At 65.1% G+C, this 25573-nt stretch carries 20 protein-coding genes, 1 tRNA gene and 5 pseudogenes; 11 read left to right on the top strand and 15 right to left on the bottom strand.

The window, feature by feature from the left end; all coding sequences use genetic code 11:
* Positions 1-20 precede the first annotated feature (20 nt).
* Entirely contained in the window at positions 21-872 is an 852-nt protein-coding gene (locus M5I08_RS20700; protein WP_219068609.1) for a Bax inhibitor-1/YccA family protein, read from the bottom strand.
* 199 nt (positions 873-1071) lie between these two features.
* Here M5I08_RS20700 and M5I08_RS20705 point away from each other — a divergent pair, with 199 nt between their 5' ends.
* Both M5I08_RS20705 and M5I08_RS20710 read left to right on the top strand, forming a co-directional pair.
* On the top strand, positions 1072-2121 hold the full coding sequence (locus tag M5I08_RS20705) for an enoyl-CoA hydratase/isomerase family protein (protein WP_219068611.1): 1050 nt from the start codon (positions 1072-1074) through the stop codon (positions 2119-2121).
* Positions 2122-2134: 13 nt separating this feature from the next.
* Entirely contained in the window at positions 2135-2917 is a 783-nt protein-coding gene (locus M5I08_RS20710; RefSeq protein ID WP_219068613.1) for an enoyl-CoA hydratase, read from the top strand.
* 176 nt (positions 2918-3093) lie between these two features.
* Here the strand turns inward: M5I08_RS20710 and M5I08_RS20715 are convergent, their stop codons facing one another.
* Together M5I08_RS20715 and M5I08_RS20720 are read right to left on the bottom strand one after the other, a co-directional pair.
* Positions 3094-3480: a rhodanese-like domain-containing protein gene (locus M5I08_RS20715; RefSeq protein ID WP_219068615.1), complete on the bottom strand. Its 387-nt coding sequence runs from the start codon at positions 3478-3480 to the stop codon at positions 3094-3096.
* Complete coding sequence (locus M5I08_RS20720; RefSeq protein ID WP_219068617.1) at positions 3477-4055, bottom strand: cupin domain-containing protein; 579 nt, start codon at positions 4053-4055, stop codon at positions 3477-3479. Before M5I08_RS20720 ends, M5I08_RS20715 begins: the two co-directional genes overlap by 4 nt.
* A 131-nt stretch (positions 4056-4186) precedes the next feature.
* Between M5I08_RS20720 and lpqV the strand changes: the two genes are divergently transcribed.
* The 4 genes and pseudogenes from lpqV (at position 4187) to M5I08_RS20740 (ending at position 7984) form a co-directional block, all read left to right on the top strand.
* A complete protein-coding gene (gene lpqV / locus M5I08_RS20725; RefSeq protein WP_219068619.1) occupies positions 4187-4627 on the top strand; it encodes a lipoprotein LpqV in 441 nt (146 codons plus the stop codon).
* A gap of 352 nt (positions 4628-4979) precedes the next feature.
* Positions 4980-5377, top strand: a pseudogene (locus tag M5I08_RS20730) (SAM-dependent methyltransferase); the annotation flags it as partial.
* A gap of 115 nt (positions 5378-5492) precedes the next feature.
* A complete protein-coding gene (locus tag M5I08_RS20735) occupies positions 5493-6485 on the top strand; it encodes a patatin-like phospholipase family protein (RefSeq protein WP_219068621.1) in 993 nt (330 codons plus the stop codon).
* Between the two features lie 2 nt (positions 6486-6487).
* Positions 6488-7984: pseudogene (locus M5I08_RS20740) on the top strand (CocE/NonD family hydrolase).
* Here the strand turns inward: M5I08_RS20740 and M5I08_RS20745 are convergent.
* The 5 genes and pseudogenes from M5I08_RS20745 to M5I08_RS20765 all read right to left on the bottom strand — a co-directional run bounded on the left by M5I08_RS20745 (position 7981) and on the right by M5I08_RS20765 (position 12902).
* Positions 7981-8847, bottom strand: a complete 867-nt coding sequence (locus M5I08_RS20745; RefSeq protein WP_219068623.1) for a patatin-like phospholipase family protein — start codon at positions 8845-8847, stop codon at positions 7981-7983. The pseudogene M5I08_RS20740 and the gene M5I08_RS20745 overlap by 4 nt on opposite strands.
* An 11-nt stretch (positions 8848-8858) precedes the next feature.
* On the bottom strand, positions 8859-9725 hold the full coding sequence (locus M5I08_RS20750; RefSeq protein WP_219068626.1) for a class II glutamine amidotransferase: 867 nt from the start codon (positions 9723-9725) through the stop codon (positions 8859-8861).
* Positions 9726-9832: 107 nt separating this feature from the next.
* A pseudogene (locus M5I08_RS20755) lies at positions 9833-10102 on the bottom strand (NAD(P)H-dependent amine dehydrogenase family protein); the annotation flags it as partial.
* Between the two features lie 12 nt (positions 10103-10114).
* Entirely contained in the window at positions 10115-11746 is a 1632-nt protein-coding gene (locus tag M5I08_RS20760; protein WP_219068627.1) for a long-chain fatty acid--CoA ligase, read from the bottom strand.
* A gap of 103 nt (positions 11747-11849) precedes the next feature.
* Positions 11850-12902, bottom strand: a complete 1053-nt coding sequence (locus M5I08_RS20765) for a YncE family protein (protein WP_219068629.1) — start codon at positions 12900-12902, stop codon at positions 11850-11852.
* 362 nt (positions 12903-13264) lie between these two features.
* On the opposite strand from M5I08_RS20765, the pseudogene M5I08_RS20770 reads away from it, so the two are divergent.
* Positions 13265-13548: pseudogene (locus tag M5I08_RS20770) on the top strand (class I SAM-dependent methyltransferase); the annotation flags it as partial.
* 22 nt (positions 13549-13570) lie between these two features.
* On the opposite strand, the gene M5I08_RS20775 reads toward M5I08_RS20770, so the two are convergent.
* Positions 13571-13795: a hypothetical protein gene (locus M5I08_RS20775; RefSeq protein WP_219068631.1), complete on the bottom strand. Its 225-nt coding sequence runs from the start codon at positions 13793-13795 to the stop codon at positions 13571-13573.
* 622 nt (positions 13796-14417) lie between these two features.
* On the opposite strand from M5I08_RS20775, the gene M5I08_RS20780 reads away from it, so the two are divergent.
* On the top strand, positions 14418-15596 hold the full coding sequence (locus tag M5I08_RS20780; protein WP_219068633.1) for a cytochrome P450: 1179 nt from the start codon (positions 14418-14420) through the stop codon (positions 15594-15596).
* A 15-nt stretch (positions 15597-15611) separates the two neighbouring features.
* Positions 15612-16094, top strand: a complete 483-nt coding sequence (locus M5I08_RS20785) for a hypothetical protein (RefSeq protein WP_219068635.1) — start codon at positions 15612-15614, stop codon at positions 16092-16094.
* 473 nt (positions 16095-16567) lie between these two features.
* Here M5I08_RS20785 and M5I08_RS20790 read toward each other — a convergent pair whose 3' ends face one another.
* Complete coding sequence (locus M5I08_RS20790; protein WP_249762939.1) at positions 16568-17815, bottom strand: ISL3 family transposase; 1248 nt, start codon at positions 17813-17815, stop codon at positions 16568-16570.
* 563 nt (positions 17816-18378) lie between these two features.
* Here M5I08_RS20790 and M5I08_RS20795 point away from each other — a divergent pair.
* On the top strand, positions 18379-19551 hold the full coding sequence (locus M5I08_RS20795; protein ID WP_219070886.1) for a glycosyltransferase: 1173 nt from the start codon (positions 18379-18381) through the stop codon (positions 19549-19551).
* 49 nt (positions 19552-19600) lie between these two features.
* Here the strand turns inward: M5I08_RS20795 and M5I08_RS20800 are convergent, their stop codons facing one another.
* From M5I08_RS20800 to M5I08_RS20820, 5 genes and pseudogenes are all read right to left on the bottom strand, one after another.
* Complete coding sequence (locus tag M5I08_RS20800; RefSeq protein WP_249762759.1) at positions 19601-20401, bottom strand: transposase family protein; 801 nt, start codon at positions 20399-20401, stop codon at positions 19601-19603.
* Positions 20402-20599: 198 nt separating this feature from the next.
* Positions 20600-21901, bottom strand: coding sequence for a recombinase family protein (locus M5I08_RS20805; RefSeq protein ID WP_219070881.1), 1302 nt, complete (start codon positions 21899-21901; stop codon positions 20600-20602).
* Positions 21902-22041: 140 nt separating this feature from the next.
* The gene (locus M5I08_RS20810; protein ID WP_219070880.1) at positions 22042-22563 is read right to left on the bottom strand and encodes a hypothetical protein; all 522 of its coding nucleotides are present in this window, start codon (positions 22561-22563) and stop codon (positions 22042-22044) included.
* 10 nt (positions 22564-22573) lie between these two features.
* Positions 22574-23373, bottom strand: a pseudogene (locus M5I08_RS20815) (transposase family protein).
* 974 nt (positions 23374-24347) lie between these two features.
* Positions 24348-24421 (bottom strand) — tRNA-Leu (locus M5I08_RS20820).
* A 239-nt stretch (positions 24422-24660) separates the two neighbouring features.
* Here M5I08_RS20820 and M5I08_RS26375 point away from each other — a divergent pair.
* The gene (locus M5I08_RS26375; protein ID WP_219069560.1) at positions 24661-25560 is read left to right on the top strand and encodes a PPE family protein, SVP subgroup; all 900 of its coding nucleotides are present in this window, start codon (positions 24661-24663) and stop codon (positions 25558-25560) included.
* Positions 25561-25573: the final 13 nt, after the last annotated feature.

The following is a 25573-nucleotide window of genomic DNA, read 5'->3' on the forward strand; positions in this document are numbered from 1 at the left end:
CGGCCTTTTCGATCTCAAGGTCAATCGTTTTGTAGGTAACTGAGCAGGCGCAGGATCTCGATGTAGAGCCAGACCAGCGTCACGGTCAGGCCCAGCGCGATACCCCAGGCCGCCTTCTCGGGTGCTCCGGCGCGGATCATCTGGTCGGCGGCGTCGAAGTCGATGAGGAAGCTGAACGCCGCCAGGCCGATGCAGACCAGCGAGAAGATGATGGCCAGCGGGCCGCCGCTGCGCAGCCCCAGGCCCTCGCCGTGGCCGACGCCGAACATTCCCATCACCAGGTTGCCCAGCATCAGCACCACTACACCGAAGAGGCCGGCGACGATCATCCGGGTGAACTTCGGGGTGACCCGGATGGCGCCGGTTTTGTACACGACAAGCATCCCGACGAAAACCCCGAGCGTGCCGAGGATCGCCTGCCCGATCAGCACACCCGCGCTGGTGGTCGATACCGAGAAGTTGGCCAGCAGGAAGGAGATGGCGCCTAGGAACAGCCCCTCCAACCCCGCGTACGTCAGCACGATCGCCGGGTTGTCCTGCTTGCGCCCGAACGTGGCGATCAACACCAGGGCCAGACCACCGAAGGCGCCGACGAAGGTGAACGGGGCGGCCAGCGCCTGATTGGCCTCCACCATGAAGTAGGAGACGACGGCCACCGCCGACAGCACAGCCAGGGTGAGCCCGGTCTTGGTGACGACGTCGTCAATGGTCAGCGGGCGGGAAACGCCTGCCCGCTGGTCGACATACGGAGCATAGGGGTCCGTCTGATGCCCATATTGAGTCGCGGCACCCGCGACGCCAGTCCCAAACTGCGCATATCCGCCACGCTGCTTGGGCAGCGAGCGGAATACCGGGTTGCTAGTCTCCCGCACCGTCGGATCCTCTCGTGAGCTGTGACTTTTCAGCTGTGTGAACAAATGATCAACGAACCGTAGTCCAACCAAGTTCCCAGCGGAGGCGTTACTCGCTGCGCGGCCGGACCCACTCGAAATAAAGCTTACCCGCGAGCGGTGCGATGCGGGTGACGATCTAGATTGCTGGACGAACGTTCACCGAGGAGAGACGACGCGCGTGACGGACCAATCCGACGAGGTTTTGCGCCGCGTTCATGACGGTGTCGGTTTTGTGACGCTCAATCGCCCCCAGGCGATCAACTCGCTGAACCAGGGCATGGTCAACGAGCTCAGGGCGGTTCTGGCGGGCTGGGAGCAGGACGAGCGGGTCCGCGCGGTGGTGCTCTCCGGCGCCGGGGAGCGCGGCCTGTGCGCCGGCGGCGACGTTGTGGCGATTTACCACAGTGCGCGCGCCGACGGGGTGGCTGCGCGGCGGTTCTGGCGCGACGAGTATCTGCTCAACGCCCAGATCGGCCGGTTCGGAAAGCCTTACGTGTCGCTGATGGACGGCATCGTGATGGGCGGCGGCGTCGGTGTGGGCGCACACGCCAACACCCGGGTGGTGACTGATAGGTCCAAGATGGCCATGCCCGAGGTCGGAATCGGCTTCATCCCCGACGTCGGCGGCGCGTATCTGCTGTCGCGCGCGCCTGGGTCGCTGGGTCTGCATGCGGCGCTCACCGGTGCGCCGTTCTCCGGGACTGACGCCATCGCACTGGGATTCGCTGACCACTTTGTTCCGCACGACAAACTCGACGCGCTGCGCCAGGTGATCGTCGCCGAAGGCGTGGAGCGGGCAGTCGCCGCCCATGCCGTCGAGCCGCCGCCGAGTAACCTTGTAGCGCAACGTGGTTGGATCGACGAGTGCTATGCCGGTGACACCGTCGCCGACATCGTCGCCGCGCTGCGCGGCCATGACGGCGGACCCGGCTCGGGACTTGCTCAAGACGCCGCCAACCTGATCGCCACCCGCTCCCCGATCGCGCTGTCGGTGACGCTGGAGGCGGTGCGCCGCGCCGCCAAGCTGGACACGCTGGAAGATGTTCTGGTTCAGGACTATCGGGTGTCGTGCGCGTCGCTGCGTTCGCATGACCTGGTCGAGGGCATCCGGGCTCAGCTGGTCGACAAGGATCGCAATCCGAAGTGGTCGCCGGCGTCGCTGGCCCAGGTGAGCGCGGACGACGTCGAGGCATACTTCGCACCGGTCGATGACGATCTGACGTTCTAGAAAGGCAGCTGCGGTGACTGAGAAGGCTTACGAGACCATCCTGGTCGAGCGCGACGGGCGGGTCGGCACCATCACGCTGAACCGGCCGAAGGCACTGAACGCCCTCAACAGCCAAATGATGAACGACGTCACCAGTGCTGCAGCCGAACTCGATGCCGACTCAGGCATCGGGGCGATCGTCATCACCGGATCGGCGAGAGCATTCGCCGCCGGCGCCGACATCAAGGAAATGTCGCACTTGGGGTTCGCCGACGTCTTCGACGGCGACCTCTTCGCCCCCTGGGCCAAGCTCGCCGCGGTGCGCACACCGACCATCGCCGCGGTCGCCGGGCACGCGCTGGGCGGCGGCTGCGAACTGGCGATGATGTGCGACGTGCTGATCGCCGCTGACACAGCGAAATTCGGCCAACCGGAGATCAAGCTCGGCGTGCTGCCCGGCATGGGCGGCTCACAGCGGCTGACCCGGGCGATCGGCAAGGCCAAGGCCATGGACCTGATTCTGACCGGGCGCACCATCGACGCCGCCGAGGCCGAGCGCAGCGGCCTGGTGTCGCGGGTGGTGCCGGCCGACGACCTGCTGGCCGAGGCCAAGGCCGTCGCCAGCACCATTGCGCAGATGTCTGGCTCGGCTGCCCGGATGGCCAAGGAGGCGGTCAACCGCGCCTTCGAATCGACCTTGGCCGAAGGGCTGCTCTACGAACGCCGGTTGTTCCATTCCACGTTCGCGACCGACGATCAGTCCGAAGGAATGGCGGCGTTCATCGAAAAGCGGCCTGCCAACTTCACCCACCGCTAAAGAGCCCGCAGTGACCGAACCCGTGGTGGATTCGGCACTACACGTTCACCGGCACTGCGGTCGGCCGGGTGTTCTGCGCCCGCACCGGCGCCGTTTCCCCCGAGCAGTCGAGTTCTGAGTACACCGATGACTGCTGGGGCTACGGCATGGGCGGCGGCGGGGGGCGGCTAAACGGGCTAACGCTCGGCCAGTATTCCCGCGGCGACGAGCGCCTGATATCCCCCGACGACGTCGGTGGCCCGGTGTAGGCCCAGATCCTGTAATGCGGCCGCCGCGAGGCTGGACGTATAGCCCTGTGAACAGAGGATCACCCACTCCACGTCGTCACCGACGGCCTGCGGCAGCCGGGCGTCGCTGGTGGGGTCGCACCGCCACTCCAGCACGTTGCGTTCGATGACTAAAGCGTTGAGGGCCTCGGGCACCTCTCCCTCACGTGTGCGCTGGGCCTGCGGCCGGATGTCGACCATCAACGCACCGCGGTCCAGCGCGGCGGGTACCTCGTGAGCAGCCAGCCGGCGCAATCGGGCGCGGGACGAATCCAATATCTGATCGATGCGGCTCATGACTTCTCCGGTTGGTCGGTCAGCTCGGTGTGCTTGCGGCGCAACGTGTGCCGCGTGGTGACCTCGTAGTACGACATCACGGTCAGCGGCGGCGAGTACGCGTGCACGCTCAGCGTGGGAGCCGCCGGAGGTGGCATCGCGGCGGCCCCGGCGGTCGGGGCCCACAGCACGTCGTGCACCCAGCCCAACGGGAACGCGGCCTGGTCGCCGGCCCCGAGGCGCCGTCGGCGCAACCGCTCGCCGTCCCAACGGAATTCGTCGAGTGCCCCGGACAGCAACGTCAGGGCGCCCAGCGATCCGCCGTGGTCGTGCAGTTCGGTGCGACGGCCGGGCACCCAGCTGATCAGCCAGATGTCGGCTTCGTCGTCACCGTGCAGCCGGACGAACCAGCGGTCGTCGGTGGGTACGCCCCCCGGTGGGAGGACGTGGTCGAAGCGCCCGTTGAGCACGTCGTCGGCGGTTCGGTCGGTGAGGTGCAGCAGGTCAGCCTGCCGCAGCCGGGTGGGGCCGGAGACCGACCGGACGGCAAAGGGGTGTGATGGGATGCGATCAGCAACAAGATTTACCGAAACCATGCAAGAACTCCAGAACGGGACGAGCGGATGGGGGGCGGCGGCAAGTCAGAGCCGACAACACTCCCAAAATCCCGTTCGCTGCATCACGCCAGACAGTGTTGCATACATTTGATGCGGGGTTGCATACATTGATGCGGGTGCGTTGGTGCCTACGTCGCCGGTTGGTGTGGAGCGCGGTTGTCGTCGCCGCCGTCGTGTCGGCAGGCACGGGGTGCACGGTCGGTCGCGACCCGGCCCGGCCGTCGGTGCCCCCACCCCCCGCTCCTCGTCCGTCGTCGGGATGGCCGTCCGCCCGTCCGGGTGTCTCGCCCAGCGGGGTGACGACCCGCGTTGACGCGCCCGCGCAGTCGACCGAGGAAGAGTACTTTCAGGCCTGTCACGCTGCGAAGACGTGGATGCAGGAGCGGCCCGGCGACCCGCAGGCACTGGTCGAGGCATACCTGGCGGCCGTTCAGGCGCCGCGCGCCAGCGGGGCCGGCACCTGGAACGTCCCGTGGGCCCGGCTGAGCCCGGCACAGCAGGCGGCGGTGATCGTGGCGGCACGCGCCGCTGCCGCCGACGAATGCGGATGACCTGAGAAGCGGCCGGGGATTGAATCACGCCGGGCGAAAATGCCGACCGACGCCGTTGGATGGCAGTTCGTCGACACCAGCCGAGGGCTCGTTGACCAGAACGCGCCGACGTGCCGACCGGCCGGAATTCATTTCTTCCGATATTCCCGGCAATTGTAGCTCGACTTTGGGATGCGCTACAGAGATTCCCAGCGTTTGTCTAGTTTTTCCGGTGCAGATTCCCGCGAACCGGCTTAGCGTAGGCGTACGCAACGCGTTAAGACGGGCTGACCTGCTGTATTGAAGTTGTTAAACGCGGTCGGGCGGTTGAAACCAGCGCTCGGCGTATTTACCTTCGGTGCCATATGCCGAATTCCGCGTCGCCGACCTCTCGAAAACGACCGGCTACGACAGCTACTTCGACACCGTCATCGACGGGCTGGTTTTTCACTGCTTGCCCGAGACCCTCCGCGACGCATACATCGAATCGAGCGCACAGGCGCTGCGACCCGGCGGGAGATTCTTTGCGTTGGCTTTCTCCACCGAGGCGTTCCCGCCAGACGCCGATTTCGGACCACGGCCATTCAACGAGACGCAACTGCGCGAGATCGTCAGCGGGCACCTGGTCGTCGGCGAGATACGGCCCGCGCGCGGGCGTGGGTCAACGTGCCCGGGACGCTGCCAGACGGTTTCGAATACCGCAATGTGACGATCGGGTCCGACGGCCGTGCGCAGCTGCCGTCATTCCTGGTGAGCGCGCACCGAAGCTGATTCCCGGAGCATTCGGCGGTCGCCGTCGGGCGCCCGCCGAACTCTGCTCGCGTACGCGGGGTCGCTGCTTTCTACCGCCACCGACGGCCAACGCGGGCGCGGGGACAATGAAGACATGGCCGGCTTGGACGCCCAGCACGCCGACAAGTCGTCGCGGCCCCGGGTCGCACTGGCGCTTGGCAGCGGCGGCGCCCGCGGATACGCCCATATCGGGGTGCTCCACGAATTGCGCGACCGGGGGTTTGCGATCGTCGGGATCGCCGGTTCGTCGATGGGCGCGCTCGTCGGTGGTTTAGAGGCGGCGGGCCGACTCGACGAGTTCGCCGACTGGGCCCGCTCACTGACGCAGCGCGCCATCCTGCGACTGTTGGATCCGTCGATCACTGCGGCCGGTGTGCTGCGGGCCGAGAAAATCCTCGACGCGGTGCGCGACATCCTCGGTGCGGCCACCATCGAGCAACTGCCGATCCCCTACACCGCGGTGGCGACCGACCTACTGGCCGGCAAGTCGGTGTGGTTGCAGCGCGGGCCGGTCGACGAGGCCATCCGGGCGTCGATCGCCATCCCCGGGGTAATCGCGCCGCACGCCGTCGACGGGCGACTGCTCGCCGACGGCGGGATCCTCGATCCGCTGCCGATGGCGCCGATCTCTGCGGTCAACGCCGATCTGACCATCGCGGTCAGCCTGTCCGGCAGCGAGGCCACCGGCCACCACGAGCCCGAACCCCGGCCCACCACCGAGTGGCTGAACCGCATGCTGACTAGCACGTCCGCACTGCTCGACCGGCCCACCGCGCGGGCGGTGCTCAATCGGTTCGGCGTTGCAGATCCCGAATCCGACGTCGAGGCCGAACCCGACGAGGAACCCGATGTTCCTAAGCTGGGCGGTTTCGAAGTGATGAACCGCACCATCGACATCGCCCAGGCCGCCCTGGCGCGTCACACCCTGGCCGCCTACCCGCCCGACTCGCTGATCGAGGTGCCCCGCTCGGCCTGCCGCGGCTTGGAATTCCACCGCGCTGCCGAGGTGATCGACATCGGCCGCACGCTGGCCGCCCGGGCCCTGGACACCATCGGCCCGACCGGCAACGCTGCCCGGACGGACTAGCCATGGCACACCCGACTTCACCCGACGCCGCGGCTGCCGACCGACCCTGGCGACGGCCCGGTGCCGCCGGCTACGCGCTCAAACGCTTGCGCGGTTTCGCGCGATCACCGGTCGACGTCTACGCCGCGCAGCCGACTGCCCTGGTGATCGACAACGACGTAGCGGTCCCCACTCGTGACGGAACCATATTGCGCGCCAACGTATATCGCCCACCCGGCGATGGCCCGTTCGCGGCCTTGCTTTGCGCACATCCCTACGGCAAGGACAACCTCCCCACTAAGAAAAGGTGCGGCCGAGGCTACTCGGTGTCCATCCAGTACCGGCTGCTGCGCCAACCGACGCGACCGCGGTTTTCCGATCTGACCGGCTGGGAGGCACCCGACCCGGTCTGGTGGACGGAACACGGGTTCGCGGTGGTCAATTGCGATCTGCGCGGCGCCGGTCGATCCGATGGAGTGTGCGCACTGCTTTCCGATCAGGAAGGCGAGGATGTCTACGACCTCGTCGAATGGGCTGCAGCGCAACCGTGGAGCACCGGCGCGGTGGGCATGATCGGGGTCTCCTACCTTGCCATCTCGCAGTCGAAGACCGCGGCCCTGCGACCGCCGCATCTCGCCGCGATCGTCCCGTGGGAAGGATTCACCGACGCCTACCGCGACTTCGCCCGCACGGGTGGTGTCCGCGAGACCGGCTTCCTGAAGATGTGGAGCCGTGGCCTGCGGGCCGCGCGGCTGAAATACACCCTGAACGACGAAGCTGCCAAACGACCGTTACGCGACGAGTGGTGGCAGGGGCTCGTGCCCGACTTGCCGAAAATCGAAGTGCCGGCACTGATTTGCGGCAGTTTCTCCGACAACAACCTGCACAGCCGCGGGTCGGTGCGCGCCTTCGAACAGATCAGTTCGCCCGAACGTCATCTCTGCACCCACCGCGGCGGCAAATGGGCGACGTTCTATTCCCCCTCGGCGCTCGAGACGCAGTTGGCGTTCCTCGACCGGCATCTCCGCGGTGGGACGGGCGCACCGCAGCCGAGGGTTCGCCTCGAAGTCCGCGAAGACGCGACCATATCGTCGAGGTCCGCGAAGAAACCAGCTGGCCGCCGGAGTCGATCGACTGGACGGCGCTCTACCTCAGCGGTGCCGGACTGGGCAGCCGCTCCCCCGAACGAGCCGGCTCCATCGCGTTCGATACCCGTTCCGGTGGCGCACGATTCGGCTGGACGCTGGACGCCGACACCGAAATCACCGGTCCGATGGCGCTGCGGCTGTTCGTCGAAGTGCACGGCAGCAACGACGTGGATCTTTTCACTCGGGCCGTCGGCGACGCTGTTCAGAGCCGGCGAGCAGTTGCGGCTTGTTGTCGCGGGCCGGTGGTTGTGGCCCCGCAACCCGCTCACCGGTCAGTTCCCGTCAGCCTACGAACGCGGGCCACGCGGCAGATGCACTATCCATTGGGGACCTGATTACGCTGCGCGACTGCTTATTCCGGTGATCGCCTAGGTCGGCGTGACGCCGAGGAACGCAGCGACGCCGGCCGCCTCCCGCCGGCCTTGCGCACGCCCAGCCTTTGCCGAGGCGACGCGGCAGCGCGGATCCAGCGGATTGGGCCCGAAGGCCGCCAGCGACCCGACGTCGGCGAACACCCCGAGCGCCGCGCCGCCAAACGCCGCGATCTCGGCGACGGGTCCGAGGCCGAACGGCGACGGCGCCGCCACGCCGGCCGGCACCAGCACCACCGACATCTCGCAGTCGTCGGCGACGGCCAGGTTGATGGTGCTGCCGATTCCACCGTCCATGTAGCGCCGGTCGCCAATCGTCACCGGTGGCCACGCTCCCGGCACCGCGCAACTGGCGGCCACCGCGTCGACCAGGTCGATACCCGAATCGCGGTCGAACACAACCAGTTCCCCTGTTGCGACATCGACGGCGGTGACCCGCAGCGCACGGTGGGGCCAACTGTGCGCCGGCAGGCGCTGGGCGATCACATCCCGCCGGACCGGTTCGGCGACGGTCCCTGCCGCCAGCGCGGCCGCCCCGATCCCCTGCCGCATCTGCGGCACCGTATTGTCCGGTTGCGACAGGGCGGCCAGGAACAGGTCGGTGACGGCGTCTACCCCGACGCCGGGGTCGCGTTCGCTCGACGCTTCCCGGACCTGCCGCCCGAACAGCTGCTCGAGGCTCAAGCCGCTGCCGATCTGGGCGACCACCGCCGAGCCAGCCGACGTTCCGACCAGGACCTCGGAATCCAGCAGAGCTCGCGCCGCAGCGGGCGACTCGTCAGCGATGCCTTGCAGAATTCCTGTCTCCCAGCCGATTCCAGCCACGCCACCGCCGCCGAGCACCAGCGCTCGTTTGATCGTCACGTCTCGGTTCGCTATCCCGGCGCGTGCTGGGCGGCCTGAGCCGTCGCGCTCAGATCTTCGAGATTCAGCAGATGCCGTGGTGGATCCGGCAGTACCACCTGCCGGCTGATCTGTAACCCGGCGTCGACGTGGACCAACTCCCCCGGGCCCATCAGGCGCCAGCGCGGGTCGTCGTCCATCCGCTCGGTGGCGAACACCACCGAAGGCCGCCCGCGCAAATGCTCGGAGTGCGCGCGAATCCGCTTGGTGCGCAGGTTAAATTCGCGGTCCGGCGCAGTTTCCCGGCGGTCCGAGATGTACAGCTCGTGCGTGTCGGGGTAGCGCAGCGCCCACATGTCGGTGGCGGTGCACAGCAGCAGATTGACTGCGTAAATCGGTATATTGTCGGCCAGCCACTTCATCGCGTCGACCACACCGGCCTGCACATCCCCGCCACGTGCCCGGATCGAGGCGGTGATCAACGCGAAGACCCGCTCGGAGTCGGTCTGCCCCAACACTAGATCGGCGGTGCCCACTTCCCGCAGCCGCTCGTCGAGCAGGTCAAGGCCTTCCAGCACGCCGTTGTGCGCCAGGATCCGGCCGTCTTGCAGGAACGGATGCGTGTTGACTATGTCGTGTGATCCGGTAGTCGCATAGCGAACGTGCGCGATAAAGGTGGTGCCGGCCATTTCGTGCGCTTCGGTGGCGAATTCGGTGTCATGGCACGCGGCGATCGGTTGCTTGCGCACCTGGGGGCGACCTTCGCCGTCGAAGACGCCCAGGCCGGTGCCGTCCGGGTTTCTTTTGCTCTGCTCGGCGAGGTTGTCCGGCGCGTCCAGCAGCCAAAACGTCGCGGTGACAACGTTGGTCCCGGCATGCAGCCCGAAGAGTCGGCACACGGTCAGCCCGCCAGCAGGGCTGAGGGTGTTTCCGGCGATCGGCGCGCGTAGCCGACAGATACCAGGTGCGACTGTTCGACGGCCAAGGAGCGTGTCATGACCGCAGGCTACCGCGACAGCCCGGGCGCAGCCCGAGCGGTAATCAGCGGCAGGTCGAAGAAGCTTTGGATGCCCGCCGCAGCCGCGCAGGTCGCAGGGACGGCATTGACGCAGTGCCCCGCCGTTGCGACAACGCCGGGGTTGCTTTTCAAGCCGGCCTGCACGCTTTCCGGCTGCCAGTCCTTGACCGTGATGAAGGCGTCCGGGTTGCCGCGCACTTCGATTTCGTAGCGTTCGCCGGCGAGCCCGAATGACCAAGGCGGATCGCGATTCTGCGTCTGCTCGCGCCGCTAATCTCGCGCCTCCGCGACCTGATAAACGTCGTCGGCGTACCGCGACCGGATGGTCTTCTTGTCGTACTTGCCGACGCTAGTACGGGGTATCTCGTCGACAAATGTCCAGCGCTCCGGCAACCACCATCGAGGGACCTTGTCTGCCAAGAAGTTTCGTAGATCAGTGGCGGTGACGTCAGAGCCTTCTTTGGCGACGACGACGGCAAGCGGCCGTTCCTGCCAGCGCTCGTCGGGAGTCCCGACGACAGCAGCCTCGATCACATCCGGATGCGCGATCAGACAGTTCTCCAACTCGACCGACGAAATCCATTCTCCGCCAGACTTGATCACATCTTTGGCGCGGTCGGTCAGCGTGATGAAGCCTCGCTCGTCGATGCGACCCACGTCGCCGGTGCGCAGCCAGCCGGAATCGAATTTCGACTCGTCGTGTCCCCGATAGTAGGAGCTGGTGATCCACGGCCCGCGAACTTCCACCTCACCGACGGCATTGTTGTCGTTGGGCAGCACCCGGCCGTGGTCGTCGACGATACGGGCTTCCACACCGCATACCGGTTGGCCCTGGGTGGCGCGAAACGCCCAGTGCTCTTCGTCGGATGTGCCCGGCGGCGGCCAGGCCATGGTGGCCATCGGCGAGGTTTCGGTCATCCCCCACAGCTGGCGGATTTGCACTCCGTGTTTTTCCTCGAAGGTGCGCATCAGCGACACTGGCACCGCCGAGCCGCCACAGGCGACAATCCGCAGGGTCGATATGTCGTGGTCGGGATCCTTTTCCAAGTGATGCATGACGTCGTTCCAAATGGTCGGCACCGCACCGGCAACGGTAACTCGCAGCTTCTCGACCATGTCGATCAGCGATTCGGCGTCCAGATGCCGATCGGGCAGCGCCAGGTCGGCGCCCGCCATCAGCGCCGCATACGGCAGCCCCCACCCGTTGGCATGGAACATCGGCACGATGGGCAGCACGCAATCGCTGGAACCGACTCCAATGCCGTTGTGGGTACACGTGGCCATCGTGTGCAGGTAGGTCGACCGGTGGCTGTAGACCACGCCTTTCGGGTTGCCGGTGGTGCCGCTGGTGTAGCACATCGCGGCCGCGGAGTTCTCGTCGACGTCCGGCCAGTCGAACTCGGTCGACTCACCGCTCAGCACGTCGGCGTAGCGCAGCACCGTCTTGCCCGATTCCTCCAGCGCCGCGGTGTCGCCATCTCCAACCGCGATCACGGTGTGCACGGTGTCGAGTTCGCCAAGGATCGGCGCGAGCAGTTTGGCCAGCGACAAATCGACCAACACCACCTGGTCTTCGGCCTCGTTGGCGACGTAGACGATCTGCTCGGCAAAGAGGCGGATGTTGAGCGTGTGCAGCACGGCGCCCATCGCGGGTATCGCCATATACGCCGCCAGGTGTTCGGCGTTGTTCCACATAAAAGTGGCGACTCGCTGGTCGCCGTTGACACCGATGCGCCGTAGGACGTTCGCCAGCTGGGCAGCTTGGCGAACCAGTTCGGCGTAGGTGCATTCGCGGTAACCGCCGCCTGTCGCGGTGATGGCCTTGCGTGCCCCATGCACGCCGGATGCATGTCGCAAGATGGCGGTGATCGTCAACGGGAAGCTCTGCATCGTGCTGTACATCGAGAACCGCCTTTGGTTCGCCCTACCTGCTGTCCCGGGCCGGCCTGCTCACCGTCGCCCTGGTGGCGATCATCGCACGCTAGGCCGGCTCTCAGCAGGTTAGTTACAACACCCCCTGGGGCGGGGCGGTGGGTACCTCGTCCGCGGTCATCGCGTCGGTGCACGCGGCCCTCGGCGCGATCGTCAGCACAGTGATCGCGCCGACGTAGTCGGCGATGTATAGGCGATTTCCGTCCGGGCTCTCGGTCAGGCATGACGGCTGCGCACCGACCACAATGCTGCCGACAACGTCGCGGGTTGACGTGGACAATACGGTCACACCGGTTTCGCCGACGAGGTATGCCCGCTCACCGTCGCGGCTCAACACCAATTGGGCCAGCAAGCCGCCGATCTCGCCGAATTTGTATGTGCCCGCAAGGGTGTCAGTCCGGGTGTCGAAGACGTCGAGCACGGCGCCGAAGTCGGGGCCGCAACTGGCGACATACGCGGTGGCACCGTCCCGGCTGAGCGCGATATCCCTGATCGGACAACCGATTTCGAAGGCGTTCAGCACGCGGTTGCTGTGCGTGTCGATCACGACAAGCTCTGCCGACGAGGGTCGGTTGGCCGCGACGTACAGCCGGTCGCCGTCCGGGCTGACGCGCACGCACCCGGCGGAGGTACCGGCCGCGGTCGCGATGCCGATCGCGTCTTCGGAGCCCGTCGCGGTGTCGAGGATTGCGACGTCGGCCCCATTGGGGGCGGTCCGGCTGACGTAGACATATCTTCCGTCGGTGCCGACCGCCAGATCGGTGACGCTGTGCGCCACCGGATGCACCCCGACGACATGCACCCCGACGACGCGGTTGGCAGTCAGATCAAAAGCCAAAATCGAGTCGTATGCCGCCGATACGGTGCTGACGTAGACGCGGACCTGCGGCGTGGCGGCGACGGCGATGGCGAATGGTTCGGCAATGCCGACGACCGTTTGCGCGACCGCGTTGTTACCGGCGTCGATCAACGAGAAGCTGTCGTCGCCATAGTGGGTGGCCATCAGCCACGCGCCGTCGGCACTTACGGCGATGCCGCTGATGGCGCCATGCTGGACGAGGATTTCGGCGGTCGCTGTGAAGCCCGGAGCCGTGACGACCCCATCAAGCCCGTTTACCTTGCTCACAGTGATACCAGCCTCTGCTCGTTGGTTCGTGGTGGGCGGACGTTTGGCTCTGGACGGTCAAACGGTTCGTGCGGCCCAATACTTCCGCAGGCTGCAAACCCGATCCTGGGGTAGGCGCGTCGAGCGCCGCTTCAAGCCGAGTCTAGCGGTTGAAAACGCACCAACAGCCTCAGACACGATGCAGGGGGCGCACGTCACGCCAAGGACTCAGAGTATCCTTAAACACCATTTCTTTCAGCACGCATTTGACCCCAAACAGCAAACATGGCAGTGCGTTTCGCCGGGCAATTCTCGGTGCTCGCTAATCAACGCTGACCTGGGAGAAGGTTATAAACAAGTAAGAGTTTCTTAACCATGAGGGCCTGAACAGCGGCCTAAATCACACGATTTTTTTAAGCGATCAGCAATCCTCCCACGGCTTGCCGGCAGCCACACCATGAGACATCGGCGGTCCCGCAGCAGGCCGTACAGCAAACTTGTCGCACTGCGGGCGGTCAAAGGCGAGGTGCTTGACCCGGGTGCCGGATCCGGGCCACACGCCACCTTCTACGCCTCACAGGGCTACTCGGCGACTGGCATCGACTCCTCACCGACCGCAATCGCGCGGGCGCAGGAGAACGCGCGGATAGCCGGCGTGTCGGTGAACTTGCATTGACACGCGAACCGGGTCAGGGAGGTGGAGGCGGCAGCTGCTGCCAACCTTGCGACGACGAATATGTCCAGCCGCAGGGTAAAAGTGCTGTGTGCATCCAGCCGTCGTCGGTCTGCGTCCAGCACTTCGGCGCGTTCGGGTCAGGTGAAGGTGCAGGTGGGGCAGGGTCCGCAACGGCAATGCCGCCGTTGACCAGCACAGCAGCCGCGAAGGCGGCAACGACCACCAGTTTCGTCTTCATGGCGCAATTATTTTCGTGTCCGCTCTGTTCGTCAAATCGAAGAGCCATTTAGCCTTGATTCACCGATGCGGGCGCTTGGCCGGTACCAGGCCGGTACCTTTGTGATCTTTTCGGTTGTAGTGGACACCGGGTCGGGCTGCGTCGGGGCGCTCGGGTCAGACGGGCTGGGGCCGAGACAGCCGGAGTTGTCGCGCCACAATAAAAGCCATGCAATCTGCTCAGGACACTAGCGGCTGGGCAGCAGCAGGGTTGTCGCTGCGGGCCGGGCGGATTACGGCGACGTTGCGGCGCAACACCCGACGGCGTGTGGACGACCGGCAAGTGCGCCAGCGGTGCGGGCGGCGGCACATGCCCTGAAACTGCCTTTTTTCTGCCGGTCGGTGGCGCGCGTAACCGCTCCGCGTCGTCTCGCCGTTGAGCGAGCAGTTGGGTACCCTGGTTTGACCCGGCGACTCCGCCGAGAGGCTGCCACGACAGTCGTACGCTGCTGACGTTCCTGGTCGCAATACTCAGCCTCTCGACATCACTGCGACCACACTGGAGTTAACCCAGGCATGAACGACACCGAGGTGCCCGATACACCCGACTATGCGCGTAGACGGGCGCCGTTGGAGGTAGCCGCATGACTTCGCCTCCGTTGCACCATAAAGAGAGTCCGTTCTTCGCAGCAGACCGCGCCGCGTACTGGCGCCACCTTCGCGAGCTGGGCCCGGTAGTGAAGATAGACACCGGCGATCCATTGCTGCACGGCTACTATCTCACCCGCCGCGACGACGTGCGTGCGGCGTTGCTCGACCCGCAAACATTCGCGTCGCCACCGAAAACGTTCGCGATTCAGTTATTCGGCGCACCGCTTCCGCAGGTGCCGCTCTCGTGCGGTACGCGGTCGGAGCATGCCCGTTTCGGCAGCGTCTTGCATCCGCTCTTCAGCCCTAGAGCGTTGGCGCCATTCGCGCCGGAGCTGGGGGCCCGCGCCGCGAAACTGGCCGACGCAGTCGCTGCCAGAAGGCAGTGTGATGCAGTTAGCGTCGCCGACACTTATGCGTGCCAAGCGCTATTCATGGTGTGCGGGTTGCCGCCAGACGACACTCGGGCGCACGAGATGACCAGGGCCGCGGTAATCGGCGACGCCACCGGGACAGCACAACTCGAACTCGTCAAGTGGTTGAACACCAGCTTCGACGCCGGCCTTACAGATCCCGAGCGGCCGCCCGGCATCCTTTGGCCGCTGCTCGAAAGACTCGCCGGCGACAAAGATTTTCCGCTCAGCAGGGTCGAAGTGGTGTCGGTGATCCTTTTGTTGTTCTCTGTGGCTGGCATTGAAATGGTCTCCGCGGCAATCACTTTCGCGCTTCTCCACCTTGCGCGCGACCCGCAACTGCGGGCCCAGCTGCGCGAGGACCCAGCACAGATCCCCGCGTTCGCCGAGGAAATCTTCCGGTTGGAGCCGCCAGGGCCGGGCATCCCGCGCGTTACCACGAGAAAGGTCGATATCGGTGGTGTCGCAATCCCGGCACGCAGTTCGGTGTGGCTTGCTCTGGAGGCCGCAGGCAGAACAGACGGCGGCGATGAGATATCGAGGGGCAGCGACGGAAAGGTGCGGCCGCAGCGCCACTGGGCGTTCGGCGCCGGCATGCACAGATGCTTGGGCATGCACCTGGCTCGTCTTGAAATGAACTCGTTTGTGAGCGAATGGTTGAACCGCATCCCGGATTTCGAACTCAAACCAGGGTTCACCCCGGCTATCGTGCATAAACCGACCAGTGTGACCCACCTGCGCCGCCTAAAGCTGCGCTGGTAGGTCTGGACCGACGACATGGACGACGCTGACCTAGAGACCCATATCAAGGGGTTCCTGACGGCGCTCGGTGAACGTCCAGAGGAACTGATCCCGAAGCACTTAGCGGAAATCGAACAACCGAACCCGCAGGACGTGGAAGACTTCCGCCGCTACGTCAATGACCTGAAAATGCTCTACGGGCAAGGCTTGCTCGACATGTACAGGCGGATCGAGTCACACGGCAGCGCCATATGTGGGTTGACAGACGAAGCCGAGATAGCCGAGCGGGTCCAGAAAATTATGGCGTTAGTCGCGCTGGACGGCGAAGATGTCCCGAAAATTCTGGCCAGCTTTGAAGACGCCGCGAACCAGCTCAATCCACTCGCGATCGTACGGCTGTTCATGACAATTCAAGGCGCCAGTGTCGGCGGGCTGCCGCGTCAGGCTCAGCGAGACGCGTTGATACTTGACTTGACGACGTATTGCCTGACGCGCTTCCCGCTTCCCGAAGATGATTGAAATCGGGCACATGAAGGGTGCGCGTAGAAAAACTTGCGGATACTGATTCAGGCTCGACCCGTTCGATGTGCCTAAATCCCGTACCACCGGCCTAATCTCGGTCAATCCATCAGAGTCGGCAGGATCACCGCCGGTGGCCCGTACACATAGCTTGGCTGCGAGTCCTCCCAAGTCCCATGTGGTCCGCGATAGGCCCAACCAAAATCTGCGCCCACAAATACTCCGAGGTGGTCCAGCACGCCGCCAACGGCCGACGTACCGCCGCGCCACGGGCTAGCACCACAATGATCGGCTCAGCGAACGCCGTAAATATCTCCAACTGTCCCGAATGCCGGGGAACGGTACCTGATGCTCAGTCACCCCGCCTCACTCCCGCACAGCATCACAGCGGACTGCGGAGCAGGTCATAGTGGTGCGGTGACGCTGTTCAACATCGCAACCGTGAATCTACTGACGTTTCCGTGGGCGGGGTTTCATGCTGCCCGTCCGGGTAGAGAGGGGCACAGGCCGCCTCGGGTGAGCAGCGCCATGGCGATGAGCGCGTCAGGGCTATGAAACCCGTAGGCACGTTTGGTCAGTGCTCGCAGGTGGGTATTGGTGGCTTCGGAGAGGGCATTCGAGAGCCCATGGTCAAGGGTGTTGGCGATCAGATCGCGGTAGCGGCGGATGGTGCGGGCCAGGGCGACGAACTCGGGGATGCGCGAGTGGCTTGCCCACGACAACCAGCCGGCCAGCAGTTGGTGTCCGGCGCGGCCTTTGACTCGAAACACTTCGCGGAGTTGCTCTTTGAGCAGATACGCCCGGTAGAGAGCGCGGTTGGTGTCGGCGATCGCTGCGAGGCTGCTGCGTTGCTCGCCGGTCAAATCGGCCGGGTTTTTGCGGGTTGCCCACATCGCGTGCCGGTCGCGGACACCGGCTTTGGTCATGGTCCGCGCCCGCACCTTGTCTAGCGCTTTGAGCGTCCAGGCCACTACATGGAATGGATCTAGGCAGATCAGCGCCTGCGGGGCACGCGCTCGCACCACGGCGTGGATCCATTCCGCACCGTCGCAGCTGACATGGCTCAACTGCGCGGCGCGTTGGGTTCCCAGCTGGTCAAAGAACGCCCCCAGGGTGTCCTGGTTGCGGCCCTCACGAGCCCACACCAGCCTGCCTGTCGTGTGGTCCACGATCACCGTTAAATAGCGGTGCCCCTTGCGGTACGAAATCTCGTCGATACCGATCCTGGTCAGCCCGACCAGCAGGTCGTTGGTGTCGCGACCGTCGGCGACCACCCGGGTCACGATCGCCGCCACGGTGCGCCACGCTATCCGCAACAGCACGGTCAGCACGCTGAGCGCGGTATGGGCGGCCAGCCATGCGCAGGTGTCCTCGAATGCCCAGGTGTGGCGGGCGCCGGCTCGCGCCCACGGCACATGAGCCACCACCACTCCATGCTCACTGCATTGCACCCGTGGTGCGGCGGCCTGCAGGTATGCCTTGGTGGCGCCCACGTCCAGGGTGCGCCACCGCCGCGAGCTCTCTCCGCCGTCATATCCGGGGCAGCGGCGGCGGCAGCGTGAACAGCGGCTAGTCTGCGAGGCCTTGGGACGCACCGAAAACACCAGCACTTCGCTGCTCACCGGCGTCTTGGCGCGTGAGGTCTCGACCTCTATCGATACGTCCTCGACCACCATGTCTTGGCCACCGAGAGCCCTCGCGAATACCCTGGAATTGCGCAACGCCGTACCCCTTCTTCGTCTTGAACCTCCAACAGTCCAAAACGTAAGCAGGACACGGCGTTGCGCCCAAACCCTTCAGGTCGCAGACCCACAACTATGTCAGAAGAGCCGCAACCGTGGTCACCGACAGCAGCCGCTTGCGTCCAGCACTCCGACGAGAAGGACGAGATATCGGCGCGTTCATTCACGCAACGGAAAAGAAGTTGTCCGCTTTGAAACATATTGCCGCCCAGGCAGACTGCGGGATCGTAGCGCGCTGCCCGTGCGGGATGTATCGCGCGCGGCGATGTCTGCGTTTCGATGCGTGCTGCGCTATCGGTATTTGCCCACGGTGGCGACCGGCGAGTAAAGGCCGACTGTTGCCGATCCATCGAGCCGTCCATAACGGCGTCCGGCACCGCGCAGAACGCCTTGCTGCCATCGGTTCTTGAACTGCCGTACCCCTTTGGCGTGCCCGAAGTTCGTTTATCCGCCCAAGCGGTTGAGCGGGGGCAGACGTTTGCCGGGTACCGAATCGAGCGGCTGCTCGGACGTTTCGGCACACCGTCAGTTAGGCTCCGCCGATGAAAATGGTACTCGCCGGCTACGGAACTCGCGGCGACACCGAGCCCTTCGCCGCCGTCGGTCGTGAGCTGCTGCGCCGAGGTCACGACGTGTGCATGGCGGTCGCGCCCGAGCTGGTTGGGTTCCTTGAGTTGGCGGAACTTGATGCCGTCCCGTTCGGCCCGGAGTCGCTCGCGTCCGGCCGCAACCGGACGATCCAAGATCCGGTCACCGGGGTGGTGGACGAGCAGGAGTGCCTGTCCCGGGCCATGGTGCAGTGGGGCACGACGCTGACGGCACTGGCAAATGGGGCCGACCTGCTGATTACGGGCAGAATCGAGCAGGGGCTGGCCGCCAACGTCGCGGAGTATTACGGCATTCCACAGGCGACGCTGCACTTCTTCCCCGGGGCGCACTTGCCCCTGAGCGGCTGGGCCGGCCCCGTAACGGAGGAAGCTGAAGCCGCCCAACGCCGTGCACTGGGCCTGCCTGAGGTGACGGAACACTCGACACGATCCCTGGAGATTCAGGCCTACGACGCGCTGTGTTTTCCCGAGCTGGCAGCCGAGTGGGCGGACGGAGATGGTTGGCGGCCGTTCGTGGGGGCGCTGACGCTGGAATTGCCGACGGAAGCCGACGACGAGGTCTTGTCTTGGATCGCCGAGGGAACGCCGCCGATCTACTTCGGCTTTGGCAGCGGGGTGTGGCTCCCAAACGCCGCTCAGACGGTCGGCGCGATCAGTGTGGCCTGCGCGCGGCTAGGCAAGCGAGCGTTGTTTTGCTCTGGGGCAAGTGACTTCAACGACGCTCCGCATTCTGATCACGTTAAGGTTGTGGGCGCGGTGAACCACTCGGCCGTTTTTCCGGCTTGCCGCGCGGTGGTTCATCAAGGGGGTGCCGGTACCACGGCCGCAGGCATGCGCGCCGGAATACCCACGTTGATCCTCTGGCACCCGATCAATGATCAGCGGATCTGGGCAGATGCCGTGAGGCGACTGAAAGTCGGCTCAGGGCGAGCCTTCTCGGTGAGCAACCTGGGTTCGCTGGTGGCAGACCTGCGTTCCATCCTTGATCCGCAATGCATCACTCGAGCTCGTGAGGTCGCCGCCCAGATGACCAAACCTGCCCTAAGCGTTGCCAGCGCCGCCGATCTGCTTGAAGACGCTGGCCGCATGGGGCGTGTGGGCGCGTAAGCATTACCGCGAATTATGTTGCGCCGATGAAAGTTATAGTGACGTTTTCTCAGTAATTTCCGCGTTGGAGAGTCGATAGTACGATCGCGGCGGCAACAACTGCGCCAATCCTGGTTGGACACAGGCGGATTCGACGGAGGCAGCGCCAACGCTGTTTGAGTTCGGCGTTGGCGCGTTCACCGATGGCACGCGCCGCGGTGAGCAGCATGTTGTAGCTCTGATTCTCCACGGCCAGGCCGCGGCCCTTGACCGGAGTGTGCACCCCGATCCCCGCTCCTTCGTAGCCCTTGTCGGCCAGCGTCGGCACCCCGTCGGCCGCGGACTTGTACAGCGCGCCCAGGCAGTGCGCGCGGGCGGCGGTGATGTCGTGCACGCTGCCCGGCTCGACCTCGCTCGACCACACCGGGAACCCGCCCGGGTCGGCCAGTATCTGCACATTGCCGCCCTGGGTTTTGTGCTTGCCCGAATACCACCGGTGATGGCCGGCCTCGTTGCGCTCGTCCACCCGGTCGATGGCGATCAGCGTCCCGTCCAGCGTCACGTGCGACCACTGTTCGGCCTTGGCCCGGTCGAGCACTTCGTGCAGGTCAGGAGCTTGTTCGGCGATCACGTCGATCGCCTCGTGCAGATAGCGGTAGCTGGTGGAGATCGGCAGCCCGGCCTCCATCGCCAACAACCGGATCGGGGCGTCGTCGCGGAACCACCGCAGCACCAGCTTGGCCTGCGTGCGCACCGTACCCGACCGCCGCCCGGCCCGCGTTCTGATCTCGCGCCGGTGAACGTGCAGCAGCGCGGTCACATGCAGCAGGGTTTCCTCCGGCACGTCGCAGATGGCAGAGTAGGTGAACACGTGGGGTCCTTTGCAGCGGAGCGGGTTTCCTCGTCGAAACCGAATCCTTGAGCAAGGACCCCACGCCCAGCCACTACGACACGCCGAAAACTCCAGTCACACCAGACTCACGAGCCCCAAGTGAGAAAACCTCAGTGGCGGACTATGGAAGTCCCAACACCAACGACGAACCGCCCTCGGCCAAAACGGGGGCCGGTTCTACGTCTGCCACGTCAACGGTAGCTCCACCAGCGCCGACCGGCCCGGAATGTATCGCGGCACAAACTCGTCCGGCACCGCACACGGGTGGATCTGTGCCAGCCATTCCTCCACCAGCACCCGCAGCGCAGCCCGGACTAGATGATTACCGCGGCAACGATGCTGGCCCGTACCGAACCCCCAATGCTTACACGCCCGCTCGTTCACCTGGTCGCCGCCGTCGCCCTGTCGGCTGGCCGCACCTGCCGCTATGGCGACCATGTCACCGGCTGACAAATCGAGGTCGCCGATACGGGTGTCCCGCAAGGCGACCCGCAGTGGGTACTGGATCGTCGAATGTAGCCGCACGATCTCCTCGACGAAAACCGCGATATCGTTAGGGTTTTCGCGCAGCTTCCCCGCCAGCCCGGTGTCGGACGCAAGGTGCAGCAACGCCCACACGAAAGTGTCGCTGATCTGGCCGACACCGCCGCGCTCACCGCTGCCGTGCACCGACGACGCCAACAAGAAAATCTCTTCGTCGGTAAGCTGCGGCGCGGCTCGGGCCAGCCGACTAACCACGTCATCGCCGCCGACTGGTTGGCGCTGCTGGACCGCCTCCCACAGTGCGTACTCGTCGTCGACGCCGAACAACGCCAACCGGATCGCCCGGGTCACCGCTTCGCCGACGCGAGCGCCATCCACCTGGCCACCGGCGGCGACCGTCTCGAATATCGCTGCCACGGCTGGGCGGCACTGTTCCGCCGCCCACCGCGACCAGCGCGGCGTCAACGCAGCAGCGATAACGTCACGGCCGGGCGCAGTCAACCAGGTCCGCGCCACGCCATCCGCCTGGACCACCGCGGCGGCGACGTCAGCACTGCGCAACGCTGCCGCGACAGCGTCCGCGCCGCTGACGACCGGCTCGCACGCCGGCGTCACCGCCGGGCAGCCGGTCACCGCTCGGCGTTCACCTGGTAGGCGAAGATCGGCCACCACCACAGCTTTGACGGCACGCAACTGCACTTGGTGGCCATTGGCGATGGCGATCAACCGCTCCAGGTCCTTCATCGACCTGAAGATCCGGTCAGGATGCCAGCAGATCACCGCGCCGAACTCGCTATCAGCCATCGCCTTCAACATTGCCTCGAAGCCGGGACGGGCGTGACCGGAGTAGGTGGACAGGTCGTCGTCGCCGTAGCGGTGGGTGACCTCCCATCCGAGCCGATCGGCGAGTGCCTCGCAGTCTTTCAACTGGCGGGTCGCACTGGCACGCTGTCCCGTGGCGTCTTGGCTGATTCTGGTGTAGACGGCTGCGCGCATACCCTCGAATATATGGGCGCAGATCTACGTCAGCATCCCGGGCAATGCCTCCGCGGCCCGCTACCTTGCTGCTTATGAGTCGCTGCGCTGTGCCTCGACCGCCACGCCGCCGATCCCCGCCTGCGCCACGCGACGGCCTTTTAGCCGCTGGGATCAATTTCGGATCCATCGCTCAAATTCAGCCAGTTCAGGTCAAAATGGCGGTCAAATACGTATGTTCCGGCATGGCCTAAACGCACCCAGGGTGCTGCATAAATCTTGAAACCGTGGGTGCGGGCCAGCCCGCAGAAATGATAATCTTCGGTTATCAGCCTGCCCGACTCAAGGTCGGTGGTGGTGGCGTAGCACTCCTTAATTGATCTTTCGTCTGGCGCATATTCTGGGACGACCTCGGATAGGGTGTCAAACACTCCGCGCTTGATGAGCATAAATCCGGTGCCTCCGGCCGCAATCTCTAGTAATCGATCAGGGTCGGCGGCCAAACCGCCAGCGGAGTCGTCTAAGAGTTTCACGGCGAACAAGCCTGCGTGGTTGCTCAAACTCTTCCGGCACTCTTCCGGCGGCACGCCGGCCTTGACCGCTTGCGCCACACCCGCCCAGTCCACTTCTTTCTTCGGATATATCCCACACACGATGTCCCTATCGGCTATCAGCATGCTCACTGACGTTTTCTCAGTAATTTCCGCGTTGGAGAGTCGATAGTACGATGGCCGCTGCAACAACTGCGCCAATCCTGTTTGGGCACAGGCGGATTCGACGGAGGCAGCGCCAACGTTGTTTGAGTTCGGCGTTGGCGCGTTCACCGATGGCACGCGCCGCGGTGAGCAGCATGTTGTAGCTCTGGTCTCCACGTCCAGGCCGTGGCCCTTGACCGGAGTGTGCACCCCGATCCCGGCACCTTCGTAGCCCTTGTCGGCCAGCGTCGGCACCCCGTCGGCCGCGGACTTGTACAACGCGCCCAGACAGTACTCGCGGGCGGCAGTGATGTCGTGAACACTGCCCGGTTCGACCTCACTGGACCACACCGGGAACCCGCCCGGGTCGGCCAGTATCTGCACATTGCCGCCCTGGGTCTTGTGCTTGCCCGAATACCACAGGTGATGGCCGTTGTCGTTGCGCTCGTCCACCCGATCGATGGCGATCAGCGTTCCGTCCAACGTCACGTGCGACCACTGTTCCCGCTTGGCCCGCTCAAGCACTTCGTGCAGGTCGGGGGCCTGTTTGGCGATCACGTCGATCGCCTCGTGCAGGTAGCGGTAGGAGGTGGAGATCGGCAGGGCGGCCTCGAAGGCGAGCAGTCGTATTGGGGCGTCGTCACGAAACCACCGCAGCACCAACTTCGCCTGGGCGCGGGCCGTGCCGGCACGTCGTCCGGCACGGGTTCTGATCTCGCGCCGGTGGGCGTGCAGCAGCGCGGTTACATGCAGCAGGGTTTCCTGCGGGACGTCGCAGATGGCAGAGTAGGTGAACACGTGGGGTCCTTTGCAGCGGTACGGCTTTCTTGGTCGAAACCGAATCCTCAAGCAAGGACCCCACGCCCCGCCGCTACGACACGCCGAAAACTCCAGTCACAACAAACTCACAAGCCCCAAGTGAGAAAACCTCACTATGTCGATTGCGTTAAACCCAATATCCGAATCAATCCACATCAAATGGGTGGCCTTGGATTATAGAAATTGATGAGTCAAGACGTTTCTGGCATTCGGCACAAGGCTTTCACTGGATGTGAAGGCGTACAACGAATCAACCCTGTTCCTCAGGAAGATAGCGGGTAATTGCACCATTGATACGGTGTAAATCCCCGCAGCCATGCCCCCGTACATGGGTGTAGCTATGAATACGGTTGGCGTGGACAGGGCGCTATCAAGGTTTTGTCCCGCGTCAGCATCAGGCCCTGAAAGTCGATCAACCATCGCGCAACTATATGGCGTCGACACGCATGCCCGCTCAGGCACCAGAGGCATCGGTCGGAAAATAATCCCATGAAAGCGAGCAGTGACGTGCGTCCGGCTTCAGCACACGATGCCGCTGCGCGCCTGGCGATTCGCCTCCCCGATATCCAGACACAGCTATCAGTTGGGAAATCGATGTCCCGACCTTTGCGAGATCGCTGCCCGCATGGTGCTCTCCGCGCCGGGAAAGCAATGGCTGGTCCTCGAATCGAGATGATCAGATCATCGCTTCGCGAACGGGCGGCCATTGAGCGGCCATTGAAGCGCTTGGCCGCCTTCCGGGTTATCCGGGTCGCGATCGGCCGGGCGGGGCCCGCCCGCCGCAGGTGGCATGCAGGCCGTTTAAAAATCCGTGAAGGCGGTACGCCGTCTGAGCAGCGCCGCGCCAAGGTGAAGCTGTGGACGCCGTTGTCCAGCAAAAAGACGCTTTGGCCGACCTGAGGACAACCTGAAACCTCTGAGACCACCCCGAGTTCGGTGCGGAGCCTCAGTCGTGCCCCCAGTCGGACTCGAACCGACACTGTGCGGATTTTAAGTCCGCTGCCTCTGCCGATTGGGCTATGGGGGCCGGCGAGGAATGTTACGCGTGGCAGCTGAAACGCGAACCGGGCACCCGAATCGCCCGCTCGGTCCAAGCCGTGTGTTAAAAGTTCCGACTTCCCGGTTACGAAGCCATTAACCGGGTATGCGCTCCCGCCCAGGTTGCGCCAGAGTAGAACCGCTGCCGGATACCCGCACACACTGACAGTGATTCATCGTGGCCGACCCCGCTGACGGGGTCGGCTTCTTGCCACCCAGGAGAAATACATGTCATATGTGACCACTGCACCCGCCGCCATTTCGGTGGCCGCGACCCAGCTAGAAGGCGTCGGCACCTCGTTTGCCACCGAGAGTTCGGCGGCCGCGGGCTCGACCACAGCCATCTCCCCCGCGGCTGCCGACGACGTGTCGCTCCTGCAAAGCAGCGTGTTCTCTACCTACGGCCGGCTCTACCAAACGGTCAGCGCCCAAGCCCAGGCCATTCACCAGCAGTTCGTGAATCTCTTGCAGCAATCCTCAGGCGCCTACCAAGAGACCGAAGGAGCAAACCAGGCCGGGGCCGCCGCGTCTTCGCTGGCCAACAGCGGGTCCTCGGCCGCGTCGACGAGCGCGCAATCGACCGGTCCTATCACCGGCCTCATCAACAACCTGACGTCCTTCCTCACTGCCAGCCCCACGTCGAGCAACATGTTCGGCGTGGGATTCGATGAGGTGGGCAACTTCGCCTCCGCCTACTCGGACATGATCGGTATGGGCGCTGGCGGTCTGATGACCGCGGTGGCCGGTCCCGCAACGGCCTCGGCGGACCTCGGCGGCTTGGGCGCCGGCCTGGTCGGCGACGTCGGTCCGGCGGGGGCCGTCGGCGGGGCCGGCGGAATCGGCGCGGCGCCGGTGTTGGCCGCGGCCGGCTCGGGGTCGTCCATCGGCCCGCTGTCGGTGCCGCCGAGCTGGGCCGGCGGAGCCGGAGTGCCGACGGCGAGCACACCCGTCACGCTGGCCTCGCAGAGCTGGACCACCCCCGCCCCGACCACCGGCGGGACGGGACCCGGCATCGCCGGCATGCCCGCGGTCGCCAACGGCGGTCGCGGCGGCACCAGCTTCGGCGCCCCGCGCTACGGCGTCAAACCCAAAGTCATGCCGCCGATCCCCACGCCGACGGCCACATAAGGAATCCGCGCGG

Origin of the sequence: Candidatus Mycobacterium methanotrophicum (genome assembly GCF_023515995.1) — a bacterium.
Lineage (GTDB): Bacteria > Actinomycetota > Actinomycetes > Mycobacteriales > Mycobacteriaceae > Mycobacterium > Mycobacterium methanotrophicum.